The following is a 15,741-nucleotide window of genomic DNA, read 5'->3' as shown; positions in this document are numbered from 1 at the left end:
GCTGGGGGACGCATGCTTCGGATCTTTCTGGCCGCGACGCTGATCGACGCGCTGGGCAGCGGGCTGTGGGTCCCGTTCGCCCTGCTGTTCCTGGTGCACGGGCAGGGCATGGGCCTGGTCGACGCGGGCGCGTCGCTGACCACCGGCGCCCTGCTGGCCCTGGTCACCGGCCCGGCCACCGGCGCGGCGATGGACCGCTTCGGGCCGCGGGCGCTGCTCATCGCGGGCAACCTGGTGCGGCTCGCCGCGTTCGCGGCCTACCCGCCGGCGCACACGAGCTGGCAGGTGGTCGTGGTGTCGGCGGTGGCGGGCTTCGGCGACCGGCTGTTCTGGACGTGCAACGCGCCGATGGTGGCCCGGCTCACCTCCGGCACCGACACCGACCGTGTGCTGGCCACGCAGACGATGGGCCGGTTCGCGGGGGCGGGTCTCGGCGCGGCGGCGATGGCGGTGCTGCCGACGATCACGAGCCCGTGGGCGTTCCACTTGCTCGCGTACGCGAACGCCGCGAGCTTCGGGGTGGCGGCGGTGCTGATCCGCCTCCTGCCGCGGGTCGTGAGTGGTAACGCGGGTGCTAACCCTCCTTTCCGCTCACGACCGGCCGGGAGCTGGCGGGCGGTGCTGGGCGATCGGGCCTTCACGGGGTTCTGCGTCACCCACATGGCGTTCACCCTCGCCAGCGCGAGCAAGTTCTCCGTGCTGCCGATCGTCGTCCGCGACCTCCTGCACGGTCCACAGTGGATCGCCGGCACGGCGATCACCGTCGGGACCGTGGTCGTCGTCACCGGGCAGCGGCCGATCGTCGGGCTGCTCGCCGGGCGGAGCCGGACCGCCGGGCTCATCGGGTCCGCCGTTCTCTTCGCGATCTGCTTCGCGCTCCTGGTCCCGCTGACCGCCGTCCCGCTGCCGGTGGCCACCGTGCTGATCCTGCTCACCAGCCTCGGCTTTTCGATCGCCGAAGCCCTCTTCGGCCCGACCGCCACCGCCGCGGCCGCCGCGGCCGCTCCGCCGGGGGCCGAAGGGCGGGCCAGCTCGATCTTCCAGCTCTCCTGGGGCCTGCCCATCGCGCTCGCGCCGGGCCTGCTGGCCGCGCTGCTCAGCACGAGCAACGCGCTGACCTGGTCGATCCTGGCCCTGACCTGCGCGTCCGCCGTCCCGGCACTGCTCGTGCTGCGGAAGAAACTGCCGGAGGCACTGCGCAAACCGTCACCACCCGTGGCCGTCTGAGCGCAAGGGGTATGTGCCCGGTGTTACACCACAATGGACGGATGCAACCGATCAAGTGAACGTGAGACTTTCTCCGTCATGACCGTTCCCCCTGGTCATCTCCTTGCCGAACAGTTCGCGCCGCGCGAACCACCGCGAGACTCCAGGAGGGGCCGTGCACACCGACGCCGTACACCAGAGCCAGTTCGTGCTGCTGAACGAGAGCACCACGCCCGTCCTGTCGCGCCTGTCCTACCACTCCCACGAACCCTTCGCGGTGACCGTGGCCTTCCGGACCGAGCGCGGCCGGTGGATCGAGTGGACCTTCGCGCGTGACCTGCTCGTGGCCGGGCTCGACGAGCCGGCCGGCCTCGGCGACGTCCGGATCCGCCCGGACCTCTCCGAGGACGAAGACTTCCTGACCCTGGAAATCGAGTCACCGGACGGCTATGCGTCGTTCGAGCTCGAGGTCGAAGACGTCCGGAGCTTCCTGGACGCCTCCATCGAACTGGTGCCGCTCGGCGAAGAGAGCGCGCACTTCGACGTCGACGGGCTGATCGAGGAGATCAGCAACGTCTGACCCGCGAACCTCCCATTCCCGCGGCGAGGAACGAAGGGCGGGTTCCGGGCGCGCTGGAGGCGCCCGGAACCCGCCCTTCCGCGGTTTACCGGCTCAGCTGGTCTTGAGGGTGGTGCCGGTACCGGAAAGCGCGCCGGCGATCGGGTAGAAGTACGTCACGGACGTGTTGCCGCCGGACAGGATGCCCTGCGCGTAGTTGCCGGCGATGAAGCCGCCGCCCGAGTCACCCGCGGCCGAGCGGACGTTGGTCGCGGTCATGCCGTTGACCGTGCCCTCGGCGTAGCGGACGCTCTGGTTCTTGGCGCCGATGGTGCCGCAGGTCCAGCCGGTGGTGGAACCGGCCTTGCAGACCGACGAGCCGGTCGCGGCGTTCGACTGGCCGCGCACCGCGGTCCCGTTGTTCATCTGGGCAACCGGGGTCCAGTTGCTGTTGGTCCGGACCGCCGCGTAGTCGACACCGGGGAAGCGGTAGGTGATCCAGCTGCCGAGCGAAGCGCCGTTCGACCCGGTCAGCGAGCCGCCGCCGGTGAGGGCGCCGCAGTGGCCGGCGGTGACGAAGCCGGTCGTGGTGGCGAAACCGACCGAGCAGCGCGAGGACCCGCCGATGTAGTAGGCGTCGCCACCGCGGATGTTGGCGTACGTCGTGGGCACCGACGCCGTCTCGCGGATCGCCACGACGGCGGAGTCCACACCGGACTTGGCGAGGAACGTGACCGCGGCGGCGCGCTGGCCCTGCAGCACGTCCAGGGTGACGCGGTTGGTGGCGTCGTCGACCCCCCAGCCGGTGATCGCGGCGGGCGCGGCCTTGTCCGCGGCGTTCAGCTTGTCCACAGTGGAATTGAGCTGGCGGGCGCTGAACCGGACGACTTCCGCTTCGGCACCGGCTTCGCGGATCTTGCCGGCCAGCGCGGCGTTCGTCGTGGTGACGTGCGCCTTGCCGGTGGCGGCGTTGTAGGTGGCACCACCGAACGCGTCGCCGAGCGCCGCGGTCAGCGACTCGGTGACCCGGTTCGCGACGTCCTCGCTCTTCAGCCGGGCGATCGCCTGGTCGTGGGTCAGGCCGAGGTCCCGCTGCATGGCGGGCACCATGTCCGGGTTCAGCAGGTCCTGGCCCGACGCGGGGACGGCGGTCGCGGCCAGCGCGCCCGTCGCCATCACCGCGGTGGCAGCGGCACCGAGAAGTCTCGCGATCTTCATGCTTCTCCCTAGGTGGTTACGCGCGGCTCCGCACCGGCCACGCAGTGGTACTCCCCCGGGTGAGGGTCCCCGCAGTGGGCGTTACGGTGCAATCCGGGCGCCCGGCGAATGGGTATACGCATTCACCGAGGACGAATCCCCTGCTCCAGCCGGGCTCAGCCGCCCGTCGTCACCCAGTCGGACAGGTCCGTAAGTAGGGTTTCCGTGAATTACTTTCAGTAGTCACTTGGAGTACACGAACGCGTTAAGCGACGTTCGAACGTGCGATCGGCCGGGGTTTCGCACGCTGGGTGAGCCGATCGCCCCGGTTCCCGCAGCAAACCGGTGACGGTGGGTAGGCAGACGTGTGACGACCGCACCCACCACGTATTCGGTGAAAGGTTTACGGACGCATCGCCGCTGCTTAGGCTCCCGCGAGCTGGTCCCGGTGTGTGTCGAGGAGGGTCATATGTGGCTGACCACCCCCCGCCCCACCTCGGTTTCCGTCCGGTCCGGACCCGCCCGGCTGACCGGCCGCGACACCGAGCTCGACGCCATCGTCGCCGTGCTGCGGAGACGCCCGGCCGCGGTCCTCATCGAAGGCGAACCCGGCATGGGCCGCACCCGGCTGCTCGCGGAGATCGGGCGGCGCAAGGAGTTCGACGGCGGCCGCGTGCTCACCGGCGCCTGCCAGCCGCTGCGGCAACCGTTTCCCTACGGGCCCGTCCTGGAAGCGCTTCGCGCGGTCGGCGACGCCCCGCTCGGGCCGCTCAGCCCGGTCGCCGGCGTGCTGCGGCCGCTGCTGCCGGAACTCGCGGAAGCGCTTCCCCCGCGGCCGGAACCCCTGGCCGACCCGGTCGCCGAACGCCACCGCGTGTTCCGCGCGGTGCGGGAGCTCCTGCACGCCTGCGGCCCCACGCTCGTGCTGATCGACGACCTCCAGTGGGCCGACGAGGACACCCGCGACCTCATGCGGTTCCTGGCCGGCACGATGCCGCCCGAGCTGGCGGTGGTCGCCACCTACCGGTCGGCCACCGACGTCCGCCCCGGCCCGCTGGGAGCCCCGTTCCGGACCGACCCGGCGGTGCACTCCGCGCGCGTCGCGCTCGGGGCGCTCGACGTCGCGGCCGTGCGCGCGCTGGCCGTCGACATCCTCGAACTGCCCAGGGTGACCGACGACTTCGCGGCGAAACTGCACGAGTGCACGGCCGGGATCCCGTTCGTGGCCGAGGAAACCCTGCGCGCGCTGAAGGAAGCGGCCGAACGGCTCCCGGTCGGCGAGGTCCTCTCCGACCGCCTGCTCGAAAACCTCGAGGTACCGGTGCTGCTCCGCGAATCCGTCACCGAACGGCTCGCCGCGCTGCCGGAGCCGGCGGTGCGGCTGGCCGGCGCGGCCGCCGTGCTCGGCGTCGGCGCGGAGGCGGCCGTGCTCGGCGAACTGGCCGGGCTGTCCGGCGACACCCTTCGCACCGCGCTGCTCGACACGCTCTCCGGCGGCGTGCTCGGCGAGGTCGGCGACGACCGGTACGGCTTCCGGCACCCGCTGGCGCGCAAGGCGGTCTACGACACGGTGACCGGCCCGGAACGCGCTTTGCTGCACGCGCAGGCGATCCGCGTGCTCGCCGCGCAGCCGTCCCCGCCGCTCACACTGCTGGCCCGGCACTCCCGCGCCGCCGGCCGCGTCGACCAGTGGCGCCACTACGCGGAAGCGGCCGCCGACGAGGCGATCACCCGCGGCGAGACGTCCCGCGCGATCGACCTCCTGCAGTCGGTGCTCGCCGAGCCCGGGCCGTCGCAGGCCGACACCGGGCGGGTGGCGGGCAAGCTGAGCCAGGTCGCGCTGCGGGGGTTCCGCCCCGAGGTGCTCGGCACGCTGCAGCGCGTCCTCGAAGAGGTGACGCTGCCGCCGTCGGTCCGCGGCTCGATCCGGCTGTGCCTCGGCATGCTGCTGGTCCGGACCATCGGCGGCCTCGGCCGCGGCCGGCTGGAGGTCGAGCGCGCGGTCGGCGAACTGACCGACCGGCCGGACCTCGCCGCCCGCGGGATCACCCTGCTCGCCCAGCCGATCGACGGGCTGACGCCGTTGTCGTGGCACGAATCCTGGCGCGCCCGCGCGGGCGAGGTGTACGAGCGGCTCGACGACCCCGAGCTGCGGCTCGCGCTGACCGCCGACCGCATCGCCGCCGCCTCGCACGTCGGCGACGGCTCGGCGTGGGCGGAGTTCGAAGCGCTTTCGGACACCGTCGGCACGGTCGCCGAGCGCGTCCAGCTGGCCCGGCTGTGGTGCAACCTCGCCGACGGGCAGTCCTGGGCCGGGCACCTCGACCGCGCGGACCGGCTGGTGACCGAGGGCGTCCGCCGCGCGACCGACGCGGGCGCGTTGTACGCGATCGGCCTGATCCAGGGCACCCGCGTCCGGCTGGACTGGGTGCGCGGGCGCTGGACCGGCCTCGCCGAGGCCGCCGAGCAGCTGCGGGACAGCTACCCGGAACTCGGCCCGATCGTGATGGAGTCCTCGCTGGTGCTCGGCGGGCTCGCGGCGGTGCGCGGCGAGTTCGCAGCCGCCCAGCGGCACCTGACCGCGGCGAGCGTGCACGCGCCGGACCGCGGCCCGATCCCGGTGGTGCTCTCGGCCGCCGGCGTGCTGATCTCCGTGCTCCTGGCGACCGACGACGTCGACGGCGCGTGCGCGGCGGCCGACACGGCGGTGGCCGCGGCCGGCCGCAAGGGCGTCTGGATCTGGGCCGCCGCGCTGGTCCCGGCGGCGGCGCAAGCGTATGCGCGGGCCGGGCGCTGGCCGGAGGCCGACAACGTCGTCGAGGCGTTCGCGCGCGGCATCGAGGGCCGGGACGCGCCGGTCGCCGCGGCCGCGCTGGTGGCGGGCCGCGCGGTGCTGCTCGAAGCACGCGGCAAGCACCTGGCCGCGGCGACGTTGTTCGACGAAGCCGCGTCCGGCTACGCGGCCCTGCCGATGCCCTACCCGGCGACGGCCATGCGCGAGCGCGCCTCGATGTGCCGGCTGGCCGCGGGCAACCGGTCGGCCGTCGACGAGCTGACCTCGGCGGCCGAGGCGTACGAGCAGCTCGGGGCGACCCGCGACGCCGGCCGCTGCCGTCACCAGCTGCGCGAGCACGGCGCTTGGGCGCCATCGCAGCGCGGGCGGCGGGGGTACGGGAGCGAGCTGTCACCGCGGGAGCGCGAGGTGGCGCGGATGCTCGCGGAGGGCCGGACGAACCGGGAGATCGCGGACGGGCTGTTCCTCTCGCCCCGGACGGTGGAACAGCACGTGGCGAAGGTGCTGCGGAAGCTGGGTGCGCGGTCGCGGACGGACGTGGCCCGCAAGCTCCCCGGCGAAGTGACGACCGCACCGGCTGGCTAACCGGACGGCGTCGTCCTACCTTGGGCGCGTGACAGAAGAGGCACTTCCCGCTTGGCGCAGGCGGACTTCCGGCGAGACCCGCTGGCCCGCGATGGGCGTCGTCGTCGCCACCCTCGTGCTGCAGGTCGCCCTGCCCGACGACATGGCCCTGCACCCGCGATGGCTGCTGCCGGCGGTCTCGGCGCTGCTCGTCGTCGCGCTGCTGCTGGCCAACCCGGGGCGGATGTCGCACTTCAGCGCCGTCGAGCGGGTCATCTCGCTGCTGCTCGTCGGCGCCGTCACCGCGGTGAACGCCGGGTCCGCGGTCACCCTCGTCTACAACATCGCCACCGGGACGATCGGCGACCACGCCGGTGCCGTGCTGGTCACCGGCGCGATCGTCTACTGGACGAACATCGTGGCTTTCTCCCTCTGGTACTGGGAATTCGACCGCGGCGGCCCGGGCCGGCGGGCCGCGGGGCGGGCCGAGTACCCCGACCTGCAGTTCCCGCAGATGGCCGACCCGAGCCTGGCGAGCCAGAACTGGGAACCGTCCTATCTGGACTACCTGTACTTCTCGTTCACCAACGCGGCGGCCTTCAGCCCCACCGACGTCATGCCCCTGCGGATCTGGGCGAAGATGACGATGATGCTGCAGGCCATCGTGTCGCTGGTGCTCGCGGTGATGGTCGTCGCCTGGGCGATCAACAACCTGAAGTGACTCAGTGGCGGGTCATCGTGAAGCTCTGGCCGTCGGAGCCGATCGCGCCGGGGGTCCAGGTGTAGACGCCCTTGTCGTCGGCGTTCAGGCCGGACGGGCTCGTCGAGGCCAGGTTCGTGCCGTTGAACTTGACGCCGGTGAACTTGATCCCGCCCGAGATCGACGGGTAGGAGTCGGTCGGGGACTCGATGATCGCCTCCGCCGAGGCGTGCTTGGAGGTCAGGGACTTGGTGATCGTCTTGGACCAGCCCTTGGTCGTGTCGCTGATGTCGAGGCGGTAGGTGTTCGTCGCCGTCCGGGTCACCGTGGCGGTGATGTGGTCGCCGGCGCTGACGGAGTTCGAGTAGTACACCGGTGCGGCCGGGTACATCTCGTACCAGGCCTGGTAGACCGGGCGGCCGCTGGAGCAGTCGGTGGCCACGCCGGTCTGCTCCACAGTGGACGACCCGTCGCCGTCGATACCGACCCACGGCGCAAACAGGTCGTCGGTGGACGTGCAGGTCACGGCCGGTTCCGTCCAGCTCGCGGTGGCCGTGGTGAAGCTGCCGAAGCTGACGTACCCGCCCCAGTTGCCGCCCGAGAACTGGTGGCCGTGGAAGTGCGCGCCGAACACGGCGGCGTGCGCGGTGCCCGAGAAAGCCAGCGAGGCCGCCGCGGCGGCGGCCACCGTGAGGACGCGGAGGGTTTTGGACATGCGGGGACTCCGTTCACCGAGGGGGACCGGGAAAACCGTGTCCTCAAGTGTTGGATCCCCATGGAAAATAAAGTAGCTACTTTCGCATGGTCTTCCATTGTCCGAAAAGACCCGTAAAGGCCTCCGCGGGGGAAAGAGGCCTTTACGGGTCCATATCGCTCACCTACCGCCCGGTCAGGTGAGCGGGGCTACTGCTGCGCCTGTGCGTGCGCGGTGTCCACGAACTGGGTCGTGTACGTCTTCGACAGGTCGATCTTGTCCTTCTTCGGCTTGACGTTGCTCGACGACTCGCCGAGCACCTTCAGCACGTTCTGCGCCCCGGCCGGGTCCATCCGGCCGTCCTTGGTGAACATCGGCAGGCTGTCCCGCAGCGACTTCACGTACAGCGCCTTGTCCCCGCCGGCGAACGACGGCGGCATCATCGCGGCCACCTGTTCCGGTGTGTGCGAAGAAATCCACTTCAGGGTCTCGACGTACGCATTGGCCAGTTTCTGCACGATGTCCGGATAGCGTTTCACGATTTCGCAGCCCATGTACAGCGAACTCGCCGGGTACAATCCGCCCAAAGCGGCTTTCGTGCCTTCGACCGTGCGCATGTCGTAGAGCACCTTCGCCTGGCCTGTGTTCGTCAGCTGCGCGATCGTCGGGTCGGTCGTCATGCCGGCGTCGATCGAGCCCTGGTTCATCGCCGAGATGAACGTCTGCCCGGCGCCGACCTTCACCGGCGTGTACTCCTTCGACGTGACGCCGCCGCGCAGGGCCAGCGCCTTGGTCAGGAAGTCCGTCGACGACCCCAGCGACGTGACGCCGAGGTTGCGGCCCTTGAAGTCCGCACCGGACTTGACCTCGCCGGCCTTGGCGGTCGCGACCATCTCGGCCTCGCCCGGCACGTTCGCGAACTGCACGACGCTCTCGATGCACTGTTCCTTGGCCTGCAGGTCGATCGTGTGGTCGTAGAACCCGACCACCGCCTGCACCTCGCCGGCCAGCAGCGACGTCTCGGCGTTCGCGCCGGACGGCTGGTCGAACAGCTCGACGTCGAGACCCTGCTTCTGGTAGGCGCCGATCTGCTGGGCCAGCTGGCCGGGCAGGTAGATCACCTTCGACAGGCCGCCGACCATGATCTTGATGTGCGGCTTGCCGGTGGTGCCGAGCGCGATCTCCCGCGAGTCGCGGCAGGCGGTGAGCCCGGCCGCGGCGACCGCGACCGCGGCCAGCACCCCGATTGTCCTTTTGAGACGCATGTCAGACCGCCTTGATCGCGGCTTCGGAGGCGGACGGCGGCCGCCACCGCAGCAGCCGGCCTTCCAGCGTGCTGATCCCCCACTCGGCCAGCAGCGCGACGACGGTGATGATCAGCATGCCGGCGTACACCCCCGCGGTGTCGAACGTGCCTTGCGCGTTGGCGATCAGGAAGCCCATGCCGGCCTTCGCGCCGGTGTACTCGCCGACCACCGCGCCGATCAGCGCGAAGCCGAACGCCACGTGCAGCGACGACAGGATCCAGGACGTCGCGCTGGGCAGCACGATCGACTTGAGCACCTGGCCGCGGGTCGCGCCGAGGATGCGGGCGTTGTCGATCAGGTTGCGGTCGACCTCGCGGGCGCCGGTGAAGGCGTTGAAGAACACCGCGAAGAACACGAGCACGACGACGGTCGCGACCTTCGACGACAGCCCGAGCCCGAACCAGATGACGAACAGCGCGGCGAGCACGATGCGCGGCAAGGCGTTGGCGGCCTTGATGAACGGCGCCAGCACCTGCGCGAGGTAGGCGCTGCGGCCGAGGATCACGCCGAACACGACACCGAAGATGGCGCCGATGACGAAGCCGAGCGCGGCCTCCTCGACGGTCACCAGGATCTGGTACCAGATCGAGCCGAAGTCGGTGCCGGTGCTGAACCACTCGACCAGCCGCTCCCAGATCTTCGACGGCTTCGAGTAGAAGAACGGGTCGATCCAGTACGTGGCGGTCAGCTCCCAGCTGCCCAGCCACACGACGACGATCGCCAGGCGCAGCAGCCAGATGTTGCGCTTGCGGCGCGCGGTCGCCTGCTTCGCGCGGGCGAGGATGTCCTGCTCGGTTTCGAGCACGGGGAGGGGCGCGGACGTGGCCGCGGGGGTCTCAAGCGACATTGCTCGCTCCCTTCTCACGGGCCTTGTCGACCTCGCTGCGCAGTGATTCCCAGATGTCGGCGTAGAGCTTGCGGAAGTCCTCGGTGAGCCGCAGTTCCTCCACCTTCCGCGGCCGTTCCAGGGGGATCTCGAAGACGTCCTTCACGGTGGCCGGCCCGGTCGTCAGCACGACGACCTTGTCCGCCAGCGCGATGGCCTCGTCGAGGTCGTGCGTCACGAAGATGACCGCGGCCCCCGAACCGGACCACAGCCGCAGCAGCTCGTCCTGCATCAGGGCCCGCGTCTGGACGTCGAGCGCCGAGAACGGCTCGTCCATCAGCAGGATCTTCGGCTTGGTGACCAGCGTCTGGGCCAGCGCGACGCGCTTGCGCATGCCACCGGAGAGCTGGTGCGGGTAGTACTTCTCGAACCCGGCGAGCCCGACGCGGGCGATCCAGTCGACGGCCTGCGCGCGGGCTTCGGCCTTCGGCACCCCGCGGAACCGCGGGCCGGACGCGACGTTCTCCAGCACCGAGCGCCACGGCATCACGGCGTCGGTCTGGAACATGTAGCCGACCCCGTCGGGGATGGACTTCACGTCCTCGCCGTTCACCCGCACCCGGCCGGCCGACGGCGGCTGCAGGCCGGAGACCAGCGAGAGCGTCGTCGACTTGCCGCAGCCGGTGGGGCCGACGACGGCGACGAACTCGCCGGGCTGGACGGTCATGGTCAGGTCGCGGACGGCCGTGTGCACGGAACCGGACCCGCTCGGGAACCGTTTGGTGGCTCCGGTGAGTTCGATCAGTGGGGGAACCATGGTGGAGGTGACTCCTTCGTCACGTGGTGGGGCTCACGTTGGGAAGGGACGTTAAGGAGGTGTGGCGCCCAGGTGAAGCTTGTCGACGTTCTCCGCGCGAGCTGTGCGTTCTGAATGTTTTGCTCATTTAGCGCACCGGCTTGACCTGGGGGTATGGTCCCGGCCATGCCAAAGTGGGCGCTCTTCCCGCGGATGCGGTTCAGCAGGCAGGTGCTGCTGCTGCAGATCGGCGTGGTCGCCTTGGTCGTGGGACTCGGGGTCGCCCTGGTCAGCCTGCTCCTCTCCCGCACCCTCACCGATCAGTACGGCCGCCGGGCGCTGGCCATCGCGAAGTCCGTCGCCGCGGACCCGGTCGTCGTCGCCAACGCGGCCGCGAAGCTCCCCGGCGGCCCCCTCGAAGAGCGGGTCTTGGCCGTCACGAAGGCCAACGAGGCGCTCTTCGTCGTGATCACCGACGACAAGGGCATCCGGCTCGCCCACCCGACGGAGAGCCTGATCGGCCAGAAGGTGAGCACCTCCCCCGATGTCGCCCTCGCCGGACAGGACGAAGTCAGCGCGGTGCAGAGCGGCACGCTCGGGCTGTCCGTCCGCAGCAAGACCCCGATCTGGCAGGGAAAACGCGTGGTCGGCGAGGTCAGCGTCGGGTTCGAAGTCGGCGATCCGACGGGTGACTTCAACCGCCTGCTGACCATCACGCTGCTGTTCGCGGGCGGCGCGCTGCTGCTCGGCGCGGGCGCGTCGGCCCTGTTGAACCGGCGGCTGCGGCGCGTCACCCACGGTCTCGAACCGCACGAACTCACCGAGCTGCTCTACGAACGCGAAGCCGTCCTGCACGGGATCGGCGAAGGGGTCCTCGCCGTCGACGAAGCGAACCGCGTCTCGGTGCGCAACGACGAAGCCGAACGCCTGCTGGGCACCGAACTCCCGATCGGTGCGGCGATGGCCGAACTGCCGCTGTCCCCTCGGGTCCACAAGGCCGTCGAGGAGGGGCGGCCGGTCGACAACCTCCTCGCGGTGGCCGGGAACCGCGTGCTGGTGATCAACTCGCGGGCCGTGCGCCTGGACGACCGGCCGATCGGCACCGTGCTCACCTTCCGCGACCGCACCGACCTCGACACGCTCACCCGCGAACTCGACGGCATCCGCGCCCTCTCCGACGGCCTGCGCGCCCAGCGGCACGAGTTCGCCAACCGGCTGCACACGCTGTACGGGCTGCTCCAGCTCGGCCACCACGCCGAGGCCGTCGAGTACCTGCAGACGCTGACGGACTCGCCGTCGGCGCGGCCGAGCGAGCTGGGCGACGCGGTCGCCGACCCCTACCTGCAGGCGCTGCTGGTCGCGAAAACCGAGCAGGCGCAGGAAAAGGGCCTCACGCTCAAGCTCGCCGACGACACCTGGGTGCCCACCACGGTCACCGACCCGATCGCCGCCAACACCGTGATCGGCAACCTCGTCGACAACGCCCTGCACGCGGCCCGGATGGGCCCGCGGCGGCCGGCGACCGTGGAGGTCGGGCTGCTCGCCGAGGGCGGCACCCTGCACGTGTCCGTTGTGGACAGTGGGCCCGGCGTTCCCCCGGACCTGCGGCGGACGTTGTTCGACGAAGGCGTCTCGACGAAGATCGCGCCCGGGCACGGTCTCGGCCTCGCACTCGCCCGGCAGGCCGCCCGCGCCCGCGGCGGCGACGTCTGGCTGGCCGACCCCGGCGAAGGCGAGACGGGCGCCCTGTTCGTCGCCAAACTGCCCGGAATGCTGACGGAGGACGGATGATCCGCACGCTGATCGTCGACGACGACTTCCGCGTGGCCGGCGTGCACGCCGGGTTCGTCGAGGAGGTCGAGGGCTTCGCGGTGGTCGGCACCGCGCACACCGCCGCCGAGGCGCGCGCCCGCGTCCGGGAGCTCGCGCCGGACCTCGTCCTGCTCGACGTCTACCTGCCCGACGAGTCCGGCCTCGCGGTGCTCCCGGAGCTGCAGACCGACACGATCGTGCTGTCCGCGGCGACCGACAGCGCGTCGGTGGCCGCCGCGATCCGGGCCGGCGCGCTGAACTACCTGATCAAGCCGTTCACCACCCGCCAGCTCGCGGAACGGCTGACGTCGTACGCGCGCTTCCGCGGCCTGCTCGCCGAAGACCGGGCGCTAGCCCAGGACGACGTCGACCGCGCGTACCGCGTGCTGCACGACCAGGACCGCACGACCGCGCCGAAGGGCCAGTCGACGGCGACGTCCCGGCTCGTCTCGGAGCAGCTGCGGCGGGCGGGGCGGCCGCTGTCGGCCGCGGAGGTCGCGGGCGAGCTCGGCATGGCGCGGGCGACGGCGCAGCGGTACCTCACCGCGCTGGCCGAGTCGGGGACGGTCCAGATGCGGCTGCGCTACGGCGCGACCGGCCGCCCCGAGCATGAATACCGCTGGTCAGGGGCCTGACTCAGCGGCCGCCGTAGCGCTGGGCCATGCTCTCGGCGACCTCGACCCAGGCCTGGATCGGGTTGGTGGTCGACGACGGGGCGGCCGACGGCGGCAGGTCGACCCGCGCCTCGGCCTCCTCGTCCGGCACCGGCTTCTTCGGCTGCGGTTTGGCCTGCGCCTGGACCTGCTTCGGCGCCGGCTTCGCGGGCACCGGCACGTACACGGTCTTCGGCGCGGGCGTGACGACGACCGGCGCCTGCGGAACCGGCTGCGGTTCCGGCGCGGGGGCCGCGGCCACCGCCGGGCGCGCGTCGAGCTGGGCGACGTCGCGCTCCGGCGCCGGGGAGAACAGGCCGCCGGTGAAGAGGCCGCCACCCAGCCAGCCGGCCGCGACGAGCAGCACCGCGGCCCCGCCGCCGAGCCAGCTCCGGGCGCGCCGCCGGATCACCACGGACTTGGGCCGCAGGTCCTGGTCGCACACCGGCGGCCGGGTGTAGATGGGCGCCTCCTCCAGCCGCGCCACCTCGTCGTCGGTGCGGCGGCGCCGGGGCAGGCTCGCCGCGACGATGCCGGTGCGGTCCAGCAGTTCCACCGCGGTGCGGTCGCTGGACGAACGGGTCGCACTGCGCGGTGCGGTGCGAAGCATCGGGGACCTCCGGGACGGGGGCTGGCGGACCCCACGCATTCTGGACCATTTCGGACGGTGCTGTCCGAAACGCAACTCGATTGAGTGACAGAGCGGCGTGAAAATGATTCGGTTTCTTCGCTACGCCTTCAAACCGAGCCGCGCGAGCGCCGCCAAGGGCCGCTGGTACGCCGAGCCGAGCACGCGCGGAATGGCGTCGATGACGTAGGCGTCCGGTCCGATGAGGATCCGCGCCGACTTCCGCTCGATCCCGCGCAGGATCGTCTGCGCGGCCTTCTCCGGGGTCGTGCGGGCGATCCGCTCGAAGCCCTGCGCGGCCTTCTCCTGATCCTCGGCCGCGCTGCGGGAGTTGCGCACGATGTTGGTCTTGATCCCGCCCGGGTGCACGCAGCTCACCGCGACCGGGTGCCGCGCGATCAGCATTTCCTCGCGCAGCGCTTCGGTGAATCCGCGCACCGCGAACTTCGCCGCGTTGTAAGCGCTCTGCGTCGGCACGCCGACGAAGCCGAAGACGCTGGAAATGTTGACGACGTGCCCGTCGCCGGACGCGATCAGGTGCGGCAGGAACGCCTTCGTGCCGTTCACGACCCCACCGAGGTTGATGCCCATCAGCCAGTCGTAGTCCTCGAACGTCATTTCCTCGACGGTCGCGCCGAGCGCCACACCGGCGTTGTTCACGACGACGTTGACCCCGCCGAACTCGTCGGCGACGTCTTCGGCGTGCGCGAGCACGGCACTGCGGTCGGCGACGTCCAAGGTGTACGCGCGGGCGTTGTCGCCGGCGAGCTCGGCCGTCTCCTCGGCGTTCGCGGTGACGACGTCGGAGAGCGCGACGCGGGCCCCGCGGCGGGCGAACTCGCACGCGAGCGCGCGGCCGATGCCCGAGCCCGCTCCGGTGATCACCACAACCTTGTCCGCGAACTGCTTCATCGGCCCTCCCGACAACCGGTGTTACTACCGAGTAGGGAATCGTAGCGGCTGTGAGCTTGCTGTGGGTGCGCTGATTGTGCCGGTGCGTCGCCCTATGGTGGTCTCGTCGGCAGCACCGGACGAGGGAGGCGATGATCATGCGGCGGCCGGCCGTCCTGCTCACCCTCGCCGCCATCGTGCTGCTCGGCATCACCTTCGTCGTGGTCGTCGCGGCCCGGCCGGCCCAGCTCGCGGACGCGACGACACCGGAGGCCGCCACGGTCGAGGCGGCTCCGGTGGCCGCCCTGCCCGCGGTGTCGAGCCCCGCGGTCGGCGCGTTGTTCGCCGAGGGCGCGCACTACTGCACCGCCAGCGTCGTGCACAGCGAGCGCGGTGACGTGCTGCTGACCGCGGCCCACTGCATCCACAACGGCGAGGGCGGCGGCTACCTCACCGGCGTCACCTTCGCCCCCGGCTACCACGACGGGATCGCGCCGTTCGGCTACTGGACGGTGTCGGACGAGCTCGTCGCGCCGGGCTGGACGGCGTCGTCGGACCCGGACCTCGACGTCGGCTTCGCCACCGCGCACCAGGCGGGCACCACGAAGTCCCTGGAGAGCCTGGTCGGCGCGAACCTGCTGGCCACCGGCACGGCGTTCGAGCAGCCGATCACGCTCACCGGCTACCCGGACGACTCCGACGTCCCCGCGGTCTGCCGGAACACCACGAGCAAGCAGGACACCTTCCAGCTGAAGGTGGACTGCGCCGGTTTCCCGACCGGCACCAGCGGCGGGCCGTGGGTGGCCGGCCAGAACCCGGAAACCCGGCTCGGCACGGTCATCGGCGTCATCGGCGGCTTCGAGTTCGGCGGCGACGACGCCGACACGTCGTACTCGAGCTACTTCGACACGGACGTCCTGGCGCTCTACCGGCAGACGACCGCCCGCACCTAGGCGGCATGATGCGGGCATGAGCGAGCCCGTCGACGTACCCATCACCGGAGAGCCGATCCGGCTCGGCGGCCGGGGTGCCCGGAACGGACGGTGCCTGGGTGTCCGCCTGGCCGCCGCCGTAGACGGTGGCTTCCTTCGACGTCTGGCGGACGCCGTCGGTG

14 protein-coding genes are annotated in these 15,741 nt (G+C 71.2%); 7 read left to right on the top strand and 7 right to left on the bottom strand.

Going from position 1 to position 15,741, the window contains the following annotated elements; translation table 11 throughout:
* Nucleotides 1-12: 12 nt before the first annotated feature.
* A complete protein-coding gene (locus ACWDN5_RS20435) occupies nucleotides 13-1,227 on the top strand; it encodes an MFS transporter (RefSeq protein ID WP_449677401.1) in 1,215 nt (404 codons plus the stop codon).
* A 154-nt stretch (nucleotides 1,228-1,381) separates the two neighbouring features.
* Entirely contained in the window at nucleotides 1,382-1,786 is a 405-nt protein-coding gene (locus ACWDN5_RS20430) for an SsgA family sporulation/cell division regulator (RefSeq protein WP_310968113.1), read from the top strand.
* A 93-nt stretch (nucleotides 1,787-1,879) separates the two neighbouring features.
* On the opposite strand, the gene ACWDN5_RS20425 is transcribed toward ACWDN5_RS20430, so the two are convergent.
* Nucleotides 1,880-2,983, bottom strand: a complete 1,104-nt coding sequence (locus tag ACWDN5_RS20425) for a S1 family peptidase (RefSeq protein ID WP_449677400.1) — start codon at nucleotides 2,981-2,983, stop codon at nucleotides 1,880-1,882.
* 448 nt (nucleotides 2,984-3,431) lie between these two features.
* On the opposite strand from ACWDN5_RS20425, the gene ACWDN5_RS20420 reads away from it, so the two are divergent.
* Nucleotides 3,432-6,341, top strand: a complete 2,910-nt coding sequence (locus ACWDN5_RS20420; RefSeq protein WP_449677399.1) for an ATP-binding protein — start codon at nucleotides 3,432-3,434, stop codon at nucleotides 6,339-6,341.
* 91 nt (nucleotides 6,342-6,432) lie between these two features.
* The gene (locus tag ACWDN5_RS20415; RefSeq protein ID WP_449677432.1) at nucleotides 6,433-7,041 is read left to right on the top strand and encodes a hypothetical protein; all 609 of its coding nucleotides are present in this window, start codon (nucleotides 6,433-6,435) and stop codon (nucleotides 7,039-7,041) included.
* A 1-nt stretch (nucleotide 7,042) separates the two neighbouring features.
* Here the strand turns inward: ACWDN5_RS20415 and ACWDN5_RS20410 are convergent, their stop codons facing one another.
* The 4 genes from ACWDN5_RS20410 to ACWDN5_RS20395 all read right to left on the bottom strand — a co-directional run bounded on the left by ACWDN5_RS20410 (nucleotide 7,043) and on the right by ACWDN5_RS20395 (nucleotide 10,664).
* Nucleotides 7,043-7,735, bottom strand: coding sequence for a G1 family glutamic endopeptidase (locus ACWDN5_RS20410; protein ID WP_449677398.1), 693 nt, complete (start codon nucleotides 7,733-7,735; stop codon nucleotides 7,043-7,045).
* A 188-nt stretch (nucleotides 7,736-7,923) separates the two neighbouring features.
* On the bottom strand, nucleotides 7,924-8,979 hold the full coding sequence (locus ACWDN5_RS20405) for an ABC transporter substrate-binding protein (RefSeq protein ID WP_449677397.1): 1,056 nt from the start codon (nucleotides 8,977-8,979) through the stop codon (nucleotides 7,924-7,926).
* 1 nt (nucleotide 8,980) lies between these two features.
* A complete protein-coding gene (locus ACWDN5_RS20400) occupies nucleotides 8,981-9,868 on the bottom strand; it encodes an ABC transporter permease (protein WP_449677395.1) in 888 nt (295 codons plus the stop codon).
* On the bottom strand, nucleotides 9,858-10,664 hold the full coding sequence (locus ACWDN5_RS20395) for an ABC transporter ATP-binding protein (RefSeq protein WP_191309041.1): 807 nt from the start codon (nucleotides 10,662-10,664) through the stop codon (nucleotides 9,858-9,860). The genes ACWDN5_RS20400 and ACWDN5_RS20395 overlap by 11 nt, the downstream gene beginning before the upstream one ends.
* Nucleotides 10,665-10,856: 192 nt before the next feature.
* On the opposite strand from ACWDN5_RS20395, the gene ACWDN5_RS20390 reads away from it, so the two are divergent.
* Both ACWDN5_RS20390 and ACWDN5_RS20385 read left to right on the top strand, forming a co-directional pair.
* Complete coding sequence (locus ACWDN5_RS20390) at nucleotides 10,857-12,434, top strand: ATP-binding protein (protein WP_449677431.1); 1,578 nt, start codon at nucleotides 10,857-10,859, stop codon at nucleotides 12,432-12,434.
* Nucleotides 12,431-13,090, top strand: coding sequence for a response regulator (locus tag ACWDN5_RS20385; RefSeq protein ID WP_310968119.1), 660 nt, complete (start codon nucleotides 12,431-12,433; stop codon nucleotides 13,088-13,090). Before ACWDN5_RS20390 ends, ACWDN5_RS20385 begins: the two co-directional genes overlap by 4 nt.
* A 1-nt stretch (nucleotide 13,091) precedes the next feature.
* Here ACWDN5_RS20385 and ACWDN5_RS20380 read toward each other — a convergent pair whose 3' ends face one another.
* Nucleotides 13,092-13,718 carry a hypothetical protein gene (locus tag ACWDN5_RS20380; protein ID WP_449677394.1) on the bottom strand — a complete coding sequence of 209 codons (627 nt, stop codon included), beginning with the start codon at nucleotides 13,716-13,718 and terminating at the stop codon, nucleotides 13,092-13,094.
* Between the two features lie 120 nt (nucleotides 13,719-13,838).
* On the bottom strand, nucleotides 13,839-14,648 hold the full coding sequence (locus ACWDN5_RS20375; RefSeq protein WP_310968121.1) for an SDR family NAD(P)-dependent oxidoreductase: 810 nt from the start codon (nucleotides 14,646-14,648) through the stop codon (nucleotides 13,839-13,841).
* A gap of 131 nt (nucleotides 14,649-14,779) precedes the next feature.
* Between ACWDN5_RS20375 and ACWDN5_RS20370 the strand changes: the two genes are divergently transcribed.
* Nucleotides 14,780-15,580 (top strand): trypsin-like serine peptidase, encoded by an 801-nt coding sequence (locus ACWDN5_RS20370; RefSeq protein ID WP_310968122.1) that lies wholly within the window; start codon nucleotides 14,780-14,782, stop codon nucleotides 15,578-15,580.
* Nucleotides 15,581-15,741 lie beyond the last annotated feature (161 nt).

This window comes from Amycolatopsis sp. NPDC003731 (genome assembly GCF_053586895.1).
The sequence above is the reverse complement of the archived record's forward strand: the minus strand, read 5'-3'. Positions and strand labels throughout refer to the sequence as shown.